We start from the raw sequence: 16555 nt of genomic DNA on the forward strand, positions 1-16555 counted from the left end.
GCTCGAACCGGCCGTCCTGCATGGCCACCTCGACCAGTCGCAGGGCACGCACCTGCCCGTCGTCGTCGCCGAGGAACTCCTGGGTCGACACCGCGTAGATGCGCTCTCCGCCCTCCTCGTGCGCTGCCGAGGCCCGGAAGATCATGGGGTACGTCGGCCACGGTTGCCCGGTCGATCGCTCGTCGGCCGGGCGGTTCATGATCTCGAGCTGGGTGACGGATGCGGCGCCCTGGCGGTGCACCGTACCCAGGCAGTCAGCACCGGTGTCGCCACCGCCGATGATCACCACGTGCTTGCCGGTGGCCACCGTCTGGTCGTCGACCGTCTCGCCGGCCGCGACCCGGTTGGCCGGCGGCAGGTACTCCATCGCCTGGAGGATGCCGCCCAGCTCACGACCTGGCACCGGCAGGTCGCGCCACACCGTGGCACCGGTAGCGATCACGACGGCGTCGTAGCGTTCCCGAAGGTCCTCACCGGTGAGGTCGCCGGCGCCGACCTCGACGCCGGTCCGGAAGACCGTGCCCTCGCGCCGCATCTGGTCGACCCGGCGGTCGACATGGCGCTTCTCCATCTTGAACTCCGGGATGCCGTACCGCAGCAGGCCGCCGATGCGGTCATCCCGCTCGAACACCGTCACCGAGTGACCGGCGCGGGTGAGCTGCTGGGCGGCGGCCAGCCCGGCGGGGCCGGATCCGACGACCGCCACGGTCATGCCGGTCAGCTTGTCGGGCGGCAGCGGAACAACCCAGCCTTCCTCGAAGGCATTGTCGATGATCTCGACCTCGACCTGCTTGATGGTCACCGGATCCTGATTGATGCCGAGCACGCACGATCCCTCGCAGGGCGCCGGGCACAGCCGACCGGTGAACTCCGGGAAGTTGTTCGTGGCGTGCAGCCGCTCGATCGCGTCCCGCCATCGGTCCGTGCGCACCAGATCGTTCCACTCAGGAATGAGATTGCCCAACGGACATCCCTCGTGACAGAACGGAATGCCGCAGTCCATGCAGCGCGCCGCCTGCTCGCGAAGCACGTCGTGCGAGAAGTCTTCGTAGACCTCTTTCCAGTCACGCAGCCGCAGCGGGACCGGCCGCCGTTGCGGGGTCTCGCGCTTTGTGTACTTGAGGAAGCCCCTGGGATCAGGCACTTGCCGCCGCCATGATCGCCTTGTCGACGTCTTCGCCGGTGCCCTCGGCGTGCGCGATCGCCTGCAACACGCGCTTGAAGTCGCGCGGCATCACCTTCACGAAGTGGCTCAATTGCCCGTCCCAGTCGGCCAGAATGCGTTGTCCGACCGCAGAATCCGTCGCATCGACGTGGGCCACGACCATGCCGCGCAGCCAGTCGACGTCCTCGTCGTCCATAGCATCGAGGTCCACCATCTCGGCGTTGAGGTTGTCGCCGAATGTGCCGTCGGGGTCGTAGACGTAGGCCACGCCGCCCGACATGCCCGCGGCGAAGTTACGGCCGGTGGGCCCGAGAATGACGACCTTGCCGCCGGTCATGTACTCGCAGCCGTGGTCGCCGACGCCCTCAACCACCGCGTGCGCGCCGGAGTTGCGGACCGCGAACCGCTCCCCCACGACGCCGCGCAGGAACACCTGGCCGCTGGTGGCACCGAACAGGATCACATTGCCGGCGATGATGTTCTCCTCGGCGATGTAGTCCTCCGGCGCGTTGTCCGACGGACGCACCACCAACCGGCCGCCGGACAATCCCTTGCCGACGTAGTCGTTGGCGTCGCCGTACACCCGCAGTGTGATGCCCTTCGGGACGAACGCGCCGAAGCTGTTGCCCGCCGACCCGTCGAACGTGATGTCGATGGTGCCGTCGGGAAGCCCCTCGCCGCCATACGCTTTGGTCAGCTCGTGACCGAGCATGGTGCCCACGGTCCGGTTCGTGTTGGCGATCGTGGTGGAGAACCGCACCGGCGTGCCCGAGTCGAGCGCCTCGCGGCTCATCACGATCAGCTGCTGATCCAGCGCCTTGTCCAGCCCATGGTCCTGCCGGGAGCTGCAATACAGGTCCTGGTTCATGAAGGCCGATTCCGGCTCGTACAGCACCGGTGACAGATCCAGCTTGTAGGCCTTCCAGTGTTCGGCCGCACGGGTGAGGTCCAGCGACCCGACCTGTCCGACCATCTCGTTGACGGTCCGGAACCCCAACTGCGCCATCATTTCCCGGACTTCTTCGGCGATGAACATGAAGAAGTTCTCGACGAACTCCGGCTTGCCGTCGAACCGCTGCCTCAGCACCGGGTTCTGGGTGGCCACCCCGACCGGGCAGGTATCCAGGTGACAGACCCGCATCATGATGCAGCCGGACACCACCAGCGGCGCGGTGGCGAAGCCGAACTCCTCGGCGCCCAGCAGGGCGGCGATCACCACGTCGCGGCCCGACTTGAGCTGACCGTCGACCTGCACGACGATCCGGTCACGTAACCCGTTGAGCAGCAACGTCTGCTGCGTCTCGGCCAGGCCGAGTTCCCAGGGCGCGCCGGCGTGCTTCTGCGACGTCAACGGCGTGGCACCGGTGCCGCCGTCGTGGCCCGAGATGAGCACCACGTCGGCGTGTGCCTTTGAGACGCCGGCGGCCACCGTCCCGACGCCGTTCTCGCTGACCAGCTTCACGTGCACGCGGGCCTGCGGGTTGGCGTTCTTGAGGTCGTGGATCAGCTGCGCCAGGTCCTCGATCGAGTAGATGTCGTGGTGCGGCGGCGGTGAGATCAGGCCGACGCCCGGCGTGGAGTGTCGCACCTCGGCCACCCACGGGTACACCTTGTTGCCCGGAAGCTGGCCGCCCTCACCGGGTTTCGCACCCTGGGCCATCTTGATCTGGATGTCGGTGCAGTTGGTCAGGTAGTGGCTGGTGACGCCGAACCGTGCGGAAGCCACCTGCTTGATTGCGCTGCGCCGCCAATCGCCGTTCTCGTCCCGGTCGAAGCGGCTGACGTCTTCGCCGCCCTCGCCACAGTTCGACCGGCCACCGAGCCGGTTCATCGCGATCGCCAGGGTTTCGTGCGCCTCGGCGGAGATCGAGCCGTAGCTCATCGCACCGGTGGAGAACCGCTTGACGATCTCGCTGGCCGGCTCCACCTGGTCGAGCGGCACCGGCGTGCGCACCCCGTCCTTGAACTTCAACAGACCGCGCAGCGACGCCATCCGCTCGCTCTGGCCGTCGACCAGCTGGGTGTACTCCTTGAAGATCGAGTACTGCCCGGTGCGGGTCGAGTGCTGCAGCTTGAACACCGTGTCCGGGTTGAACAGGTGGTACTCGCCCTCGCGGCGCCACTGGTATTCGCCGCCGACCTCGAGTTCACGATGGGCCCACACATCGGGCCGGTCCAGGTAGGCCAGCGCATGCCGGGCAGCGACGTCGTCGGCGATGTCGTCGAGGTCGATACCGCCGACTGCGCAAGTCAGGCCGGTGAAGTACTCGTCGAGCACCTCCCGCGAGATGCCGATGGCCTGGAACAGCTGGGCGCCGGTGTAGGAGGCCAGCGTGGAGATGCCCATCTTGGACATCACCTTCAACACGCCCTTGCCCGCCGCCTTGACATAGTTGGTCAGCGCCTTCTCGCGGTCCAGGCCGACGAGAGCACCTCGGTCGAGCATGTCCTCGATCGACTCGAAGGCCATGTACGGGTTGATCGCGGCGGCACCGAAGCCGACCAGTGCCGCCATGTGGTGCACCTCGCGGGCGTCGCCGGACTCCACCACCAGGCCGACGTGGGTGCGGGTGCGATCGCGGACCAGGTGGTGGTGCACCGCGGAGACGGCCAGCAGTGACGGGATCGGCGCCATCTGTTCGTCCGACTCGCGGTCGGACAGCACGATGATCCGCGCGCCCGCCCGGATCGCCGTCGACACCTTGGCACGGACGTTGTCCAGCGCTTCCCGCAGGCCTTGGCCGCCCCTGCCGACCGGGTACAGGCAGCGGATCACGGCGGTGCGCAGCCCATGGCGCCGGTGGTCGATGTCCTGATCGGGGTCGAGGTTGACCAGCTTGGCCAGTTCGTGATTGCGCAGGATCGGCTGTGGCAACACGATCTGGCGGCAGGACTCCGCGTTCGGGTTGAGCAGGTCGCCCTCCGGCCCGACGCCGCCCTGCAGGCTGGTCACCAACTCTTCGCGGATGGCGTCCAGCGGCGGGTTCGTGACCTGGGCGAACAACTGCTGGAAGTAGTCGAACAACATGCGTGGGCGCTGCGACAGCACGGCCACCGGCGTGTCGGTGCCCATCGAGCCGATCGGCTCGACTCCCTTCAGCGCCATCGGCGCAACCAGGAGATTCAGTTCCTCGTAGGTGTATCCGAAAGCCTGCTGGCGCAACACAATCCGGTGATGCGGCATGCGGACATAGTCGCCCTGCGGCAGGTCGTTGAGGTGGAACAGGCCGGCGTCCAGCCACTCCTGATACGGGTGCTCGGCGGCCAGCTCGGCCTTGATCTCCTCGTCGGAGACGATGCGGCCCTGCGCGGTGTCCACCAAGAACATCCGGCCGGGCTGCAGCCGCATCTTCTGCACCACGGTGGACGGGTCGAGGTCGAGCACGCCGGCCTCGGAGGCCATCACCACAAGACCGTCATTGGTGACCCAGATGCGGGACGGCCGAAGGCCATTGCGGTCCAGCACCGCGCCGATCACGGTGCCGTCGGTGAACGTCATCGACGCCGGCCCGTCCCACGGCTCCATCAGCGCCGCGTGGTACTGGTAGAACGCCCGGCGCGCCGGATCCATCGACTCGTACCGCTCCCACGCCTCGGGGATCATCATCAGCACGGCGTGCGGCAGGCTGCGCCCCCCGAGATGCAGCAGCTCGAGCACCTCGTCGAACCGCGCGGTGTCGGACGCACCCGGAGTGCAGACCGGGACGATCTTGTCGAGATCCTGGCCACCGAAGACGTCGGTCTTGATCAGCGCCTCACGCGCGCGCATCCAGTTCTCGTTGCCGGTGACGGTGTTGATCTCGCCGTTGTGGGCGATCCGCCGGAACGGGTGAGCCAACGGCCACGACGGGAAGGTGTTCGTGGAGAACCGCGAATGCACGATGCCCAGCGCGCTGGTGAGCCGGTCGTCCTGCAGGTCGAGATAAAAGGCCTTGAGCTGCGGGGTGGTCAGCATGCCCTTGTAGACGAAGGTCTGGCCGGAAAGGCTTGGGAAATACACCGTTTCGCGGCCGGGGCCGTCCTGGCCCGGCCCCTTCGTCCCGAGCTCGTGCTCGGCACGCTTGCGCACCACATAGGCACGCCGCTCCAGTTCCATGCCGGAGGCGCCCCCGATGAACACCTGCCGGAAAGTCGGCATCGCATCACGCGCCAGTGCGCCCAGCGACGACTCGTCGGTGGGCACATCGCGCCAGCCCAGCACCTCCAGGCCCTCGGCCTCGGCGATCTTCTCCACCGCCTCGCACGCCGCCGCGGCGTCCTTCGAGGACTGCGGCAAAAAGGCCATGCCGGTCGCGTAGCTGCCGCAAGAGGGCAGGTCGAATTCGATCACGGCGCGCAGGAATTCATCGGGCACCTGCAGCAGGATGCCTGCGCCGTCACCGGTGTGCGGTTCAGCGCCCTGGGCACCGCGGTGCTCCAGGTTCAGCAAGGCCGTGATGGCCTTGTCGACGATGTCGCGGGTGCGGCGACCGTGCATGTCAGCCACCATCGCCACGCCGCACGCATCGTGCTCGAACGCGGGGTTGTACAGCCCTTGACTACTGGGCGCCATTCCCACCTAGCCCTTCAACCTTCACGAAGTTTCACCCATGGCAGCCGTCGACGACGGCGTTAGCCGGCGTTGGCGGTGACGGTGCCTTCGTGCATCACTGAACGACGGCCCTTTCCCCTCGCCACAAGTGCAGAAAACGATATGACAAACCCCGCCTGACATGCCAACTTAGTCATACCTAACTAGACCCATCGGCCCACCGGGCGGCACTGCTCGATTCACCGCCCATGATACGGCGGATGCCGTTGCGCACCTTAAGTTTTCGGCCGGCGCAGAGGCCGTGCCAACGGGCGCACCTCGGTCTACACCGTCGGCGAAATCATCGAGGAAGTTTGCTGTGAGCTACTCGGATGCCTATGCGCTGCGTTAACTGCGTCACAGCCGTTTGCACAAAGCCTAGTCAGATTCTTAGAGAACCGGCCCGCTGCCCGCCCGCCTCCCCCCTCGTCAGGCGGGCGGGGCTGCGGGGCCGATCAGCGGTGTACCGGGTAGCCGCCGCGCTCGGCCAACGACCTGAGCTGCTTCAACGCGAAGGTTCGGCCCCGTCCGCCCTCCGGGATGTGGATGCCGGCCCACAGGCCCTGCGCGCCGGGCATCTCGCACGCCTCTTTGGCGCACAGCCAGCGCCGCGGGCAGGCCCGGCACACCGCCTTGGTCTGGTCGTCTGTTGCGGTCATCCACCGGTCCGGGTCCTGCGTGCAGGCACCGATCTGGGTATCGGCCATCGCGGGTATCCGAAGCATCGCGGTCACGACAGGAACCGTAGCGCTCTTTCCGTAGCAGCGCAACAGTTGCGACGGTTTTTCCGCTTCGGCGAGGTTGAGCACGGCTAGCCCGCTGCGCTGGCTACACTGGGCGGGTGGATGAGGACGCCGGCGATCCGGGCATCGCTCGCGCTGGCGCCGCCGTTGCCGCCCGGCGACGCGAATTGGACATCAAGCAGCGGAATCTCGCCAAGTACAAGATCATCAACGCCGGCGCGCTGATCGCCTTCGAGAAGGGCCGCAGCTGGCCGCGGGAGCGGACCAGGGCCAAGCTCGAGGAAGTCTTGCAGTGGCCCGCCGGAACCATAGCGACGATACGGTATGGCGGTCCGGTGCCCGGATCGACGCCCGAGCCCGCGCCGGACGACGGTGCCGCATCGCTGATCGTGGGCGCCGTCGAAGTCGCGATGAAGACGTTCGCGGCCGCGATCGAGGCGCTGCCCGCCGACGACGACGCCGAATTCTCCGGGCGCGCCACGGTGATCCTCTCCGACCTGCGCAAGCTCGAAACAGTGGTGGCCCGCGCGGCCCGGCGCAGCCGGGGCACGCCCGAGGTGGTGCTGGCGCTGAGCACGGTCCGCGGCTGCCACGACGAGCTGATGTTCCGCGCCGCGGCCACCCCCGCGGCCACCCTGGGCCAGCGGCTGTATACCGCGCGCCGCCGCGCGAACCTGACGGCCGCCGAGACCGCCAACGCCGCCGGGCTGCCCGCGGAACTCGTCGACGCCGTCGAGGCCGGCGAACCGGCCGGCGACCAGGACGCGGTGAAACTGAAGGACCTCATCGCGTCGCTGGATGGCTGATACTGGACCCGTGCCGATGTCCGAATTGGTCCGCAACGTGAACGGCGTGCTGTCCCGGGCCGACACCTTGTTCGGTACGGCGGAGAACAACGGGCCGGCAACGGCTGCCGCGGACCAGTTGACAGCCGCCGCCGACGCGATCCGGTCCGGACCGGAACACGCCGCCACCATGTCGGCGGACGCCGTCACCAACTACGCCGATTTCGCGCACGGCAGTCGTGACGCGCTCGACCAGCTGTCGGGTGTCGAATCGGATTTGGGTCAGCGCCTGCAGGACGCCGCAGAGGCGGTCGCCACCGCGAAGGCAGCGTCGCAATCGGCATTGGACATGGCGTCCTCGGCGGCCGACGCCCTCGACCAGCTGTCCGACTCCCCCGCGGCCGAATTGGCCGTCCTCTCAGCCCTGCGGACCCAGGTCGGCAACGAGCTCGAGCTCATCCGCGCGCACCAGGCGATCGCTACCCAACTGGGTGAGCAGCTGCGGGGCCTGGACTACTAGTCGCCGCCACCTGGACTTCTGAGCCGAGCACCGCGCGCACGCTGGCCTCCGGCCGCAGATCCAGCCGCCGCAGCAGCTGGGCGTTGAGCGCGACCACCACCGTCGACACCGACATCAGGATCGCGCCCACCGACATCGGCATCACGAAGCCGATCGGCGCCAGCACACCGGCCGCCAGCGGTACCGAGATGAGGTTGTATCCGGCTGCCCACCAAAGGTTTTGCTGCATCTTGCGATACGCCGCCCGGGACAGCAGGATCACCGACAGCACCGAGCGGGGATCCGAGCTGGCCAGGATGACGCCGGCCGACGCGATGGCCACGTCGGTGCCCGCGCCGATCGCAATGCCGACGTCGGCCTGAGCCAGCGCCGGAGCATCGTTGACGCCGTCACCGACCATGGCGACTCTCTGTCTCCCACCCCGCCTCCCGCCGAGCCGCTCGCCCTGCAGCTCGGCGACCTTGGCCGACTTGTCCTCCGGCCGGACGCCGGCGAACACCCGGTCGATGCCGAGCTCGTCGGCCACCGCCCGGGCCACCGTCTCGGCGTCACCGGTGATCATCACGACCTGGCTGCCGAGCCGGTGCAGCGCGTCGACCGCCTGCCGTGACTCTGGCCGCACTTCGTCGGCAAGTTTGAGCGCGCCGGCCACCGACCCTTCGACAAGCACGTGCAGCACGATGGCGCCTTCGTCGCGCCACGGCCCCGCCTCGGACAGCCCGGACTGGCCGGCCTCCTGCAGCAGGCGGGGCCCGCCGACCCGGACTCGCTCGCCGTTGACCGTGGCGGTCACGCCCACCGCGGGCGACGAGGAGAAGTCCGACGACGCAGGCACAGTCAGGTTGCGGGCGCGCGCCGCTTCGACGATCGCGCGGGCCAGCGGGTGCTCGGAGTCCGATTCGGCGGCGGCGGCCAGCTCGAGAACGTCGTCTTCGGTGCGGCCGTCCGTTGCGGCGACCGCCGTCACCGTCGGCTCACCCTTGGTCAGCGTCCCGGTCTTGTCGAACAGCACTGCGCCGACGGTGCGCATGCTCTCCAGCGCGAGCCGGTCCTTGACCAGCACGCCGCCGCGGGCGGCGCGTTCGGTGGCGATGGACACCACCAGCGGTATCGCGAGACCCAGTGCGTGCGGGCAGGCGATCACCAGCACGGTGATGGTCCGGATGACCGCCTCATCGGGCCTGCCCACAAACCCGGGAAAGCCCCAGACCACCGCGGTGACGATCGCGGAGCCCAACGCGAACCAGAACAGCCAGCCGGCGGCGATGTCGGCGAGCCGCTGCGCCCGCGATGACGAGTTCTGCGCCTCGGTGACCAGCCGCTGGATGCCGGCCAGCGCCGTGTCGTCGCCGACGGCGGTAACCCTGACGCGCAGGCCCGAGTCGGTGGCGACGGTGCCGGCGACGACGTGCTCGCCGACGCCGCGGCGCACCGGTCGTGATTCGCCGGTCACCATCGACTCGTTCATGTCGGCGGCCCCGTCGATGATCTCGCCGTCGGCGGGCACGCTGCCGCCCGGGCGCACGATCACCACGTCGCCCATCCGCAGATCGGAGGGCGCCACGGTTTCAACTCGTTCGCTCCCGCTGCCCCGCCCGGTGTCACCCTCGACCCGTTCGGCCTCGTCCGGCAGCAGGGCCGCGAGTGAGTCCAGCGCGGAGCTGGTCTGGGCCAGCGAGCGCATCTCGATCCAGTGACCGAGCAGCATGATCACGGTCAGCAGCGCCAGTTCCCACCAGAAGTCGAGCTGGTGATCCAGCACACCGGCGCTCGCACCCCAGGACGCGATGAACGCCACGGTGAGGGCCAGCCCGATCAGCAGCATCATTCCCGGTGCGCGGGAACGGATCTCACTGATCGCCCCGGTCAGAAACGGCCGGCCGCCCCAGAAGTACATCACGGTGCCCAGCACCGGCGAGATCCATCGGGCGCCGGGGATGTCCGGCACGGTGTAGCCGAGGATCATCGCGAACATGCTCGAGAAGGCCACCGTTGGGATGGCCAGCGCGAGCATGATCCAGAACAACCGGCGGAACTGGGCGACGTGATCGCCGTGACCGCCATGGTCCTCGTGGCCGGCGTGGCCTGTCGATGCGGTTTGAGCCATCGTCATGCGGCCAATCTATACCCCCTGGGGGTATATGTCTAGGCTAGCATCCGCTGCATGCCCGAGTCCCGCGAATCCGACGGCGGGCTGGGCGGTTTTATCCGGCGCTCCGGATACCTGCGCAAGTGGCTGATCCTCGGCATATCGATCGGCATCATCGCCGGGCTGGGCGCGGTGGTGTTCTATCTGGCACTCGACTACGCGGGGAAGTTCCTGCTCGGATACCTCGCCGGGTATGACATTCCCAAGCCCATCGGTGACGGCGGCGACCCGGGCTCGCCGGGGTTCGAGCGGCCGTGGGCGATCCCGCTGGTGGTGTTCGGCGGTGCGCTGGTGTCGGCGTGGCTGGTCGCCAGATTCGCCCCGGAAGCCGAGGGGCACGGCACCGACAGCGCCATCGAGGCCGTGCACACCGACCCCGGCTCGGTGCGAGTCCGGGCGATCGTGGTGAAGACGATCTCGAGCGCGCTGACGATCGGCTCCGGCGGATCGGGCGGTCGCGAAGGACCGGCGGCGCAGATCTCGGCCGGTTTCGGTTCGCTACTGACCCGCTGGCTCCGGCTGCCGTACGAGGACGGACGCATCGCGGTGGCGCTGGGCATCGGTTCGGGGATCGGCGCGATCTTTGGCGCGCCGCTGGGCGGCGCGGTGCTGGCCGCCTCGGTCATCTACCGCGAAGACTTCGACTTCAAGGCGCTGATACCGGGGTTCATCACTTCGGCCACCGCCTACGCCGTGCTGGGCTCGATCCTGGGCTTCGACCCGCTGTTCGGTTTCCTGGCAGCCGACTTCCGGTTCGACCACCCGCTCGACCTGTCCTGGTACATCCCGCTCGGCATCGTCGCCGCGGGGTTCGGGTACCTGTACGCGCGAATGTTCTACGGCACCGTTGATCTGACCGCGAAGCTGCCCGGCAACAAGGTGATCAAGCCCGCCATCGGCGGCTTGCTGGTCGGGTTGCTCGCACTGGCGATTCCGCAGATCCTCGCCAGCGGATACGGCTGGGCCCAGAAGGCCGCCGACACCGACAGCCTGATGGCCATCCCGCTGTGGATCGTGCTGCTGCTTCCGCTCGCCAAGATCGTCGCCACGTCGTTGTCGATCGGCACCGGCGGATCGGGCGGCATCTTCGGCCCGGGCGTCGTCATTGGGGCATTCGTTGGCGCGGCGATCTGGCGGTTGGGCCACGACCTGGGTGCGCCCGGCCTTCCCGACGGCCCTGCGGTCTTCGTCGTGGTGGGCATGATGGCCTGCTTCGGCAGCGTTGCGCATGCCCCGCTGGCCGTGATGATCATGGTCGCCGAGATGACCGGCTCGTTTTCGGTCATACCCCCGGCGATGGTTGCCGTCGGCATCGCCTACCTGATCATCAGCCGCACCGACGTGTCGATCTACCGAGCGCAGCGGCTCAATCGCGAAGCCGCTGAAGCCGAACGCGAACGCCGGGGCGCTACTTGACCGGGGACTTCTTCTTGGCGCTGCGAGCGGCGCCCTTTTCGGTTCGCGCCCCGCGGTTGGCCAGCTGCCCGCCCGCGTTCTCCAGGTGCGCCCGGACGAACCACTGGAACTTCTCCAGCTCGGCAGCGTGATCGATGAAGATGTCCTGCGACACCAGGTCGAGGTCCTCCAGCCGGTCGATGCCCTTGCGGGTGTCCTCGATGACACCGGTGTAGACCAGGTCGAGCGCGGCCAGGTGCGCCTGCACGGTGTCACGGCCGAGCGAGTAGTCGTCCCAGGTGCGGTCCTTGAGAATGGCGCCGGGCGTGCCCCCCGGGGACTTGCCCAACGCCGCGATCCGCTCGGCGACCTCGTCGGCGTAGCCACGCACCAGCGCGACCTGGGGATCGATCATCTCGTGCACACCGATGAAGTTCGGACCCACCACGTTCCAATGCACGTGCTTCAGAGTGAGGTGCAGGTCGTTGTAGGTGCTGAGCTGCTTCTGAAGCAGGTCCGCGACCTCATTGGCCTGCTTGTGGGTCATGCCGGGAACGGTGAACTCGGTCATCGTTGCCTCCTTCGCACTGCATTGCTTGTCCCGCGACGTGTACCCACGCCGCTGAGCCGGTAATCCGTCGGTGACCTAGATCGCGCGCAGATTCGGGATGGCCTGACGCGCACCGAACCGCGGATTGCGGGCCAGCCCGCTGACCTCCAGGAGCCGCACGGCGCGGTGCCGGTGCGGGCGCATCGGCTCGAGCAGCTCGACCATCGCGGCGTCGTCGATGGGATAACCGAGCAGGCTCCGGCCGACCACCTTGGCCAGGTGATAGTCGCCGACCGACAGCGCGTCCGGGTCGCCGAACGCACGCTGCGCGGTTTCGGCGGCCGTCCACTCCCCGACACCGGGCAGCGACATCAGTGCGGTGCGGGCTTCTTCCGGCGGCCGGGTGCACAACCGCTCGAGGGAGTCCGCCCGCTGCGCACAACCGACCACCGTGCGCGCGCGGCCGGGGTCGACGTTGGCGCGGTGAAACTCCCAGGACGGGATGCGGCGCCAAACCTCGCCCGCGGGCGGGACACGCATCCGCTTCGGTGCCGGCCCCGGGGCGGGCGACCCGAACTCGGTGACCAGCAGCCGCCAGGCCCGAAACGCGTCCTTGCCCGACACCCGCTGTTCGAGCACCGCAGGAACCAACGACTCCAGCACCCGGTCGGTGCGGCCCAGCCGGAGATGGCGCACCCGCTCGAGGGCCGCCGCGATGGTCGGCTCGTCGGGAGCAAAACCGGACGCATCGTCGTCGGCGCCCAGCAAGGCCGGCAGCGCCTCGGCGAATTCCGTTGCGCCGCAGCCCCATGCCTCGCAGTCGACGGTGCTGGGCGCCGACCGGCTGATCCGCGCGGTGACCGGTCCGCTACGCATCAGGCCGGTGCGCCAGATGGCGCCGTCGGCTGCGACGTGATGGCACGGGTCGCCCCCGCCGCGGCGCAGCGGCGACAGCGTGAGGCCGGGACTGACGGGTCCCGGAAACTCCACGCTGCTGTCTACCGATGCCATTCGCCGGACGCTCCGCTCCAGTTTTTGGGACAGTGATGACGTAATCGTGACAGCAGGACCCAGAAGGGGGTGGAGGTTGGGCGTAGACGGTCGAATGTTCGCGCCGGCACTCCATCCTGCGCCCACGATGACCTGCCACGTCGAGGGCCAGTTCGAGATCTGGCGCAGCAGTGTCCGCAAGGCCGTGCTGGACGCCGTCGACGAGTTCGTCGCCGACCGATGCGCGGTCGACCTGCGTGGTGCCGGCCTCGACGTGGCCGCCGACATGCTGGTCGGTTTCGTCGGCGGCGGCAAGTGCCTGCGCTCGACCTTCATGTTCCTCGGCTGGTTGTGTGGGGCCGAGGCGACCCATCCGGCGCTGCGTGCCGGCGCCAGCCTGGAGCTGTTGCACGCGTTCGCGCTGCTGCAGGACGACGTGATGGACGGTTCGCCGCTGCGGCGCGGCCAGGCCTCGGCGCATGTGCAGTTCGCCCGATGGCACCGCGACCGCGGACTGTCCGGGTCGGCGGAGGGCTTCGGCGAGTCCGCGGCGGTCCTGCTCGGGGACCTGTGCCTGGTGTGGGCCGAGCAGATGCTCCGCGACAGCGGCGTCGAGGCGGCCGCGCTGGACCGGGCCTGGCCGCGCTACGACGCGATGCGCACCGAGCTCGCGGTCGGCCAGTTCGCCGATCTGCTCAACGATGTCGGCGGCCTGCCGACGCTGGATGCGGTGTTGGAGGTGGCGCGACGCAAGTCGGGCAACTACACGGTGCGCCGACCGCTCGAGATCGGCGCCGCGATGGCCGGGTGCGGCGATCGGGTGCTGGCCCAGGTCGGCGGTTACGGCGCGGCGGTGGGCGAAGCATTCCAGTTGCGTGACGACCTGCTCGGCATCTTCGGCGCGCCCTCGATCACGGGCAAGCCGGTGGGCAGCGACCTGACCGAGCACAAGGCGACCAGCGTGGTGGTGGCCGCCCATCAGATGGCGGATCCGACGCTGCGCCGCCAGCTGTCCGAACTGATGCGCATCAACGAGCTCGACGAGGCCGACATCGGCCGGTGGCGCACGTTGATCGCCGCAACCGGCGCGGTGCAGTGGATCGAGGAGCTGATCGCCGACCGGCTGGGCCGGGCGCTGGAATGGGTCGACGCCGGCCGACTGGACGGTGCGGTGCGCTCCGCGCTGGTCAACATGGCCTCGGTGTGCACGCAGCGGGCGGCATGACTGTCATGCGCAGCATCCGAGGAATGACCGACCACGTGGTGGTGGTGGGCGCTGGCCTGGCGGGTCTGTCGGCCGCTCTGCACCTGGCCGGGCGTGACCGCGCGGTCACGGTGGTGGAACGCGGCGACGTGCCCGGCGGCCGGGTCGGCCGGATGGACGTCGACGGCTACCGGCTCGACACCGGCCCAACGGTGCTCACCATGCCCGACCTGATCGACGAGGCGTTCGCCGCCGTCGGCGAATCCGCCGCGGATCGTCTGGACCTGCTCGACGTCGATCCCGCCTACCGCGCATCCTTCGCCGACGGCAGCGGGTTGGACGTGCACAGCGACCGCGACACGATGGCCGCCGAAGTCGAGCGGTTCGCCGGGCCCGAGCAAGCGCTCGGCTATCTGCGGCTGCGGGACTGGCTGCACCGGCTGTATCGGGTCGAGTTCGACGGGTTCATCGCGTCGAACTTCGACTCTCCATTGTCGTTGTTGACCCCGCAGCTGGCCCGGCTCGCGGCGCTTGGCGGCTTCCGGCGCTGGGATCGGGTGGTGAAGAGGTTCATCACCGATGCTCGGCTGCAACGCATCTTCACCTTCCAGGCGCTCTACGCCGGGGTTCCGCCGCAGCGGGCGCTCGCCGTCTATGCGGTCATCGCCTACATGGACACCATCGCCGGCGTGTACTTTCCGCGCGGCGGGATGCGGGCGCTGCCGGACGCGCTGGCCGCCGCGGCCGCGGACGCCGGTGCCGAATTCCGCTACGGCGCAGCCGTATCGGGACTGGAGCGTCGCGACGGCCGGGTCACCGCCGTGTACACCGATCACGATGAGCGGATCGTCGCCGACGCGGTGGTGCTGACCACCGAACTTCCGGACACATATCGACTGTTGGGCCGAACCCCGCGCCGGCTGCTGCCGCTGCGTCCCTCGCCGTCTGCGGTCGTCGCGCATGTCGGCTGCCGGGCCGTGGGTCCTGAAATGCCGCACCACACCATTGTTTTCGGGGACGCCTGGGAGCAGACCTTCCGCGACATCATCGACAACGGGGTGTTGATGCGTGACCCGTCGGTGCTGGTGACCCGGCCAACCGCCGCAGATGCCGGCCTGGCCCCGGTCGGCCGCGACCTGCTGTACATCCTGGCGCCGGCGCCGAATCTGGTGCGGGGCACCATCGATTGGGCAAGTGTCGGTGGTGCCTACACCGACCAGATTTTCACCGCCGTCACCGACCGGCTCCCGCAGCTCGGCATCGACGCCGAGCTGCTGCACGTCGTCAACCCCGCCGATTGGGCACATCAGGGGATGGCGGCGGGCACGCCGTTCGCTCTTGCCCACACCTTCGCCCAGACCGGGCCGTTCCGGCCGGCCAACACCGTCCGGGGCATCGACAACGTGGTGCTGGCCGGCTCCTCGACCGTGCCGGGCGTCGGCGTGCCGACCGCCCTGCTGTCGGGACGACTGGCCGCCGACCGGGTCACCGGCGTCGCGACCCGTCATCTCCCCGCCCCGATCGAGAGCCGGCGACCATGATCCGCTCCGAGCTCGACGCCGCCGGTGTTCACGATCCGGCCCTGCGCACCGCGTATGCGCGCTGCCGGGTGCTCAACGCCGAACACGGCCGCACGTTCTTCCTCGCCACCCGGCTACTCGCGCCCGAGCAGCGACCGGCGGTCCACGCGCTCTACGGGTTCGCCCGCCGAGCCGACGACATCCTCGACGACTTCGACCCCACCGGCAGTACCGCCGAACGCGCCGAACGGCTTCAGCAGTTGGCGACACAGCTGTTCAATCGGCTTGTGCAGGATCGGGATTGCGGTGACGACCCCGCGCTGCGGGCGGTGGTGCACACCGCACGCAAGTACGGCATCGCCTGGGAGATGTTCGACGACTTCCTGACGTCGATGCGGATGGACCTCACCGTGACGGACTACCCGGACCGCGCCGCACTGGAGCGCTACATGCACGGCTCGGCCGAGGTGATTGGACTGCAACTGCTGCCGGTTTTGGGCACCGTCGGTCCCCGCGAGGAAGCCGCACCGCATGCCGCCGCGCTCGGAAAAGCGTTCCAGCTCACCAACTTCCTGCGTGACGTGGACGAGGATCTGCGACGCGGCCGGATCTATCTGCCCGTCGACGAATTGGCCGCCTACGGCGTCGACCGAGACGTGCTGCTGTGGTGTAGTGCCCACAAGCGCACCGACGCCAGGGTGCGCCGCGCGCTGGCCGAGCAGCACACCGCCACCCGGCAGGTGTACCAATTCGCCCGCAAGGGCATCGAATTGCTGCACCCACGGTCGCGGCCCTGCGTCGCGGCGGCATACACGCTGTACTCGGAAATCCTGGAGCGCATCGAGAGCATGCAGTTCGCGATCTTCCGCCAGCGCGCGACGGTCGGCACCACACGACGGCTCCAGGTAGCCGGTATCGGGCTGGCGCGAGCCTGGCGCGCCCGGCTGAGTGCAAAGAGCTAGCA

The 16555-nt window shown here is 68.8% G+C and carries 12 protein-coding genes; 6 read left to right on the top strand and 6 right to left on the bottom strand.

Annotation, left to right across the window (positions count from 1 at the left end):
* The 3 genes from gltD to ACRDU5_RS21015 all read right to left on the bottom strand — a co-directional run.
* Nucleotides 1-1144 (bottom strand): glutamate synthase small subunit (gltD, locus tag ACRDU5_RS21005; RefSeq protein WP_526616875.1); only part of this gene is annotated, 1144 nt, incomplete at its 3' end.
* Nucleotides 1137-5717, bottom strand: a complete 4581-nt coding sequence (gltB, locus tag ACRDU5_RS21010) for a glutamate synthase large subunit (protein WP_526616876.1) — start codon at nucleotides 5715-5717, stop codon at nucleotides 1137-1139. The genes gltD and gltB, both read right to left, overlap by 8 nt.
* A 473-nt stretch (nucleotides 5718-6190) precedes the next feature.
* Nucleotides 6191-6460, bottom strand: coding sequence for a WhiB family transcriptional regulator (locus tag ACRDU5_RS21015; protein ID WP_526616929.1), 270 nt, complete (start codon nucleotides 6458-6460; stop codon nucleotides 6191-6193).
* Nucleotides 6461-6576: 116 nt separating this feature from the next.
* On the opposite strand from ACRDU5_RS21015, the gene ACRDU5_RS21020 reads away from it, so the two are divergent.
* Nucleotides 6577-7284: a transcriptional regulator gene (locus tag ACRDU5_RS21020; protein WP_526616878.1), complete on the top strand. Its 708-nt coding sequence runs from the start codon at nucleotides 6577-6579 to the stop codon at nucleotides 7282-7284.
* Nucleotides 7277-7783 (top strand): hypothetical protein, encoded by a 507-nt coding sequence (locus tag ACRDU5_RS21025; protein ID WP_526616879.1) that lies wholly within the window; start codon nucleotides 7277-7279, stop codon nucleotides 7781-7783. Before ACRDU5_RS21020 ends, ACRDU5_RS21025 begins: the two co-directional genes overlap by 8 nt.
* Here ACRDU5_RS21025 and ACRDU5_RS21030 read toward each other — a convergent pair.
* Complete coding sequence (locus ACRDU5_RS21030) at nucleotides 7743-9896, bottom strand: heavy metal translocating P-type ATPase (RefSeq protein ID WP_526616881.1); 2154 nt, start codon at nucleotides 9894-9896, stop codon at nucleotides 7743-7745. The two genes, ACRDU5_RS21025 and ACRDU5_RS21030, sit on opposite strands and share 41 nt — an antisense overlap.
* A gap of 51 nt (nucleotides 9897-9947) precedes the next feature.
* Here ACRDU5_RS21030 and ACRDU5_RS21035 point away from each other — a divergent pair, with 51 nt between their 5' ends.
* Nucleotides 9948-11348 carry a chloride channel protein gene (locus ACRDU5_RS21035; protein WP_526616882.1) on the top strand — a complete coding sequence of 467 codons (1401 nt, stop codon included), beginning with the start codon at nucleotides 9948-9950 and terminating at the stop codon, nucleotides 11346-11348.
* Here the strand turns inward: ACRDU5_RS21035 and ACRDU5_RS21040 are convergent.
* On the bottom strand, nucleotides 11341-11898 hold the full coding sequence (locus tag ACRDU5_RS21040; protein ID WP_526616884.1) for a Dps family protein: 558 nt from the start codon (nucleotides 11896-11898) through the stop codon (nucleotides 11341-11343). The two genes, ACRDU5_RS21035 and ACRDU5_RS21040, sit on opposite strands and share 8 nt — an antisense overlap.
* A 75-nt stretch (nucleotides 11899-11973) precedes the next feature.
* Nucleotides 11974-12888 carry a DNA-3-methyladenine glycosylase family protein gene (locus ACRDU5_RS21045; protein ID WP_526616886.1) on the bottom strand — a complete coding sequence of 305 codons (915 nt, stop codon included), beginning with the start codon at nucleotides 12886-12888 and terminating at the stop codon, nucleotides 11974-11976.
* 127 nt (nucleotides 12889-13015) lie between these two features.
* Between ACRDU5_RS21045 and ACRDU5_RS21050 the strand changes: the two genes are divergently transcribed.
* From ACRDU5_RS21050 to ACRDU5_RS21060, 3 genes are read left to right on the top strand one after another with little or no spacing between them, the layout of a single operon-like run.
* A complete protein-coding gene (locus ACRDU5_RS21050; RefSeq protein ID WP_526616888.1) occupies nucleotides 13016-14092 on the top strand; it encodes a polyprenyl synthetase family protein in 1077 nt (358 codons plus the stop codon).
* Between the two features lie 5 nt (nucleotides 14093-14097).
* Nucleotides 14098-15612 carry a phytoene desaturase family protein gene (gene crtI, locus ACRDU5_RS21055; protein WP_526616890.1) on the top strand — a complete coding sequence of 505 codons (1515 nt, stop codon included), beginning with the start codon at nucleotides 14098-14100 and terminating at the stop codon, nucleotides 15610-15612.
* Nucleotides 15609-16553, top strand: a complete 945-nt coding sequence (locus tag ACRDU5_RS21060) for a phytoene/squalene synthase family protein (protein ID WP_526616892.1) — start codon at nucleotides 15609-15611, stop codon at nucleotides 16551-16553. The genes crtI and ACRDU5_RS21060 overlap by 4 nt, the downstream gene beginning before the upstream one ends.
* Nucleotides 16554-16555: the final 2 nt, after the last annotated feature.

Source organism: Mycobacterium sp., from assembly GCF_050701515.1.
Taxonomy (GTDB): domain Bacteria; phylum Actinomycetota; class Actinomycetes; order Mycobacteriales; family Mycobacteriaceae; genus Mycobacterium.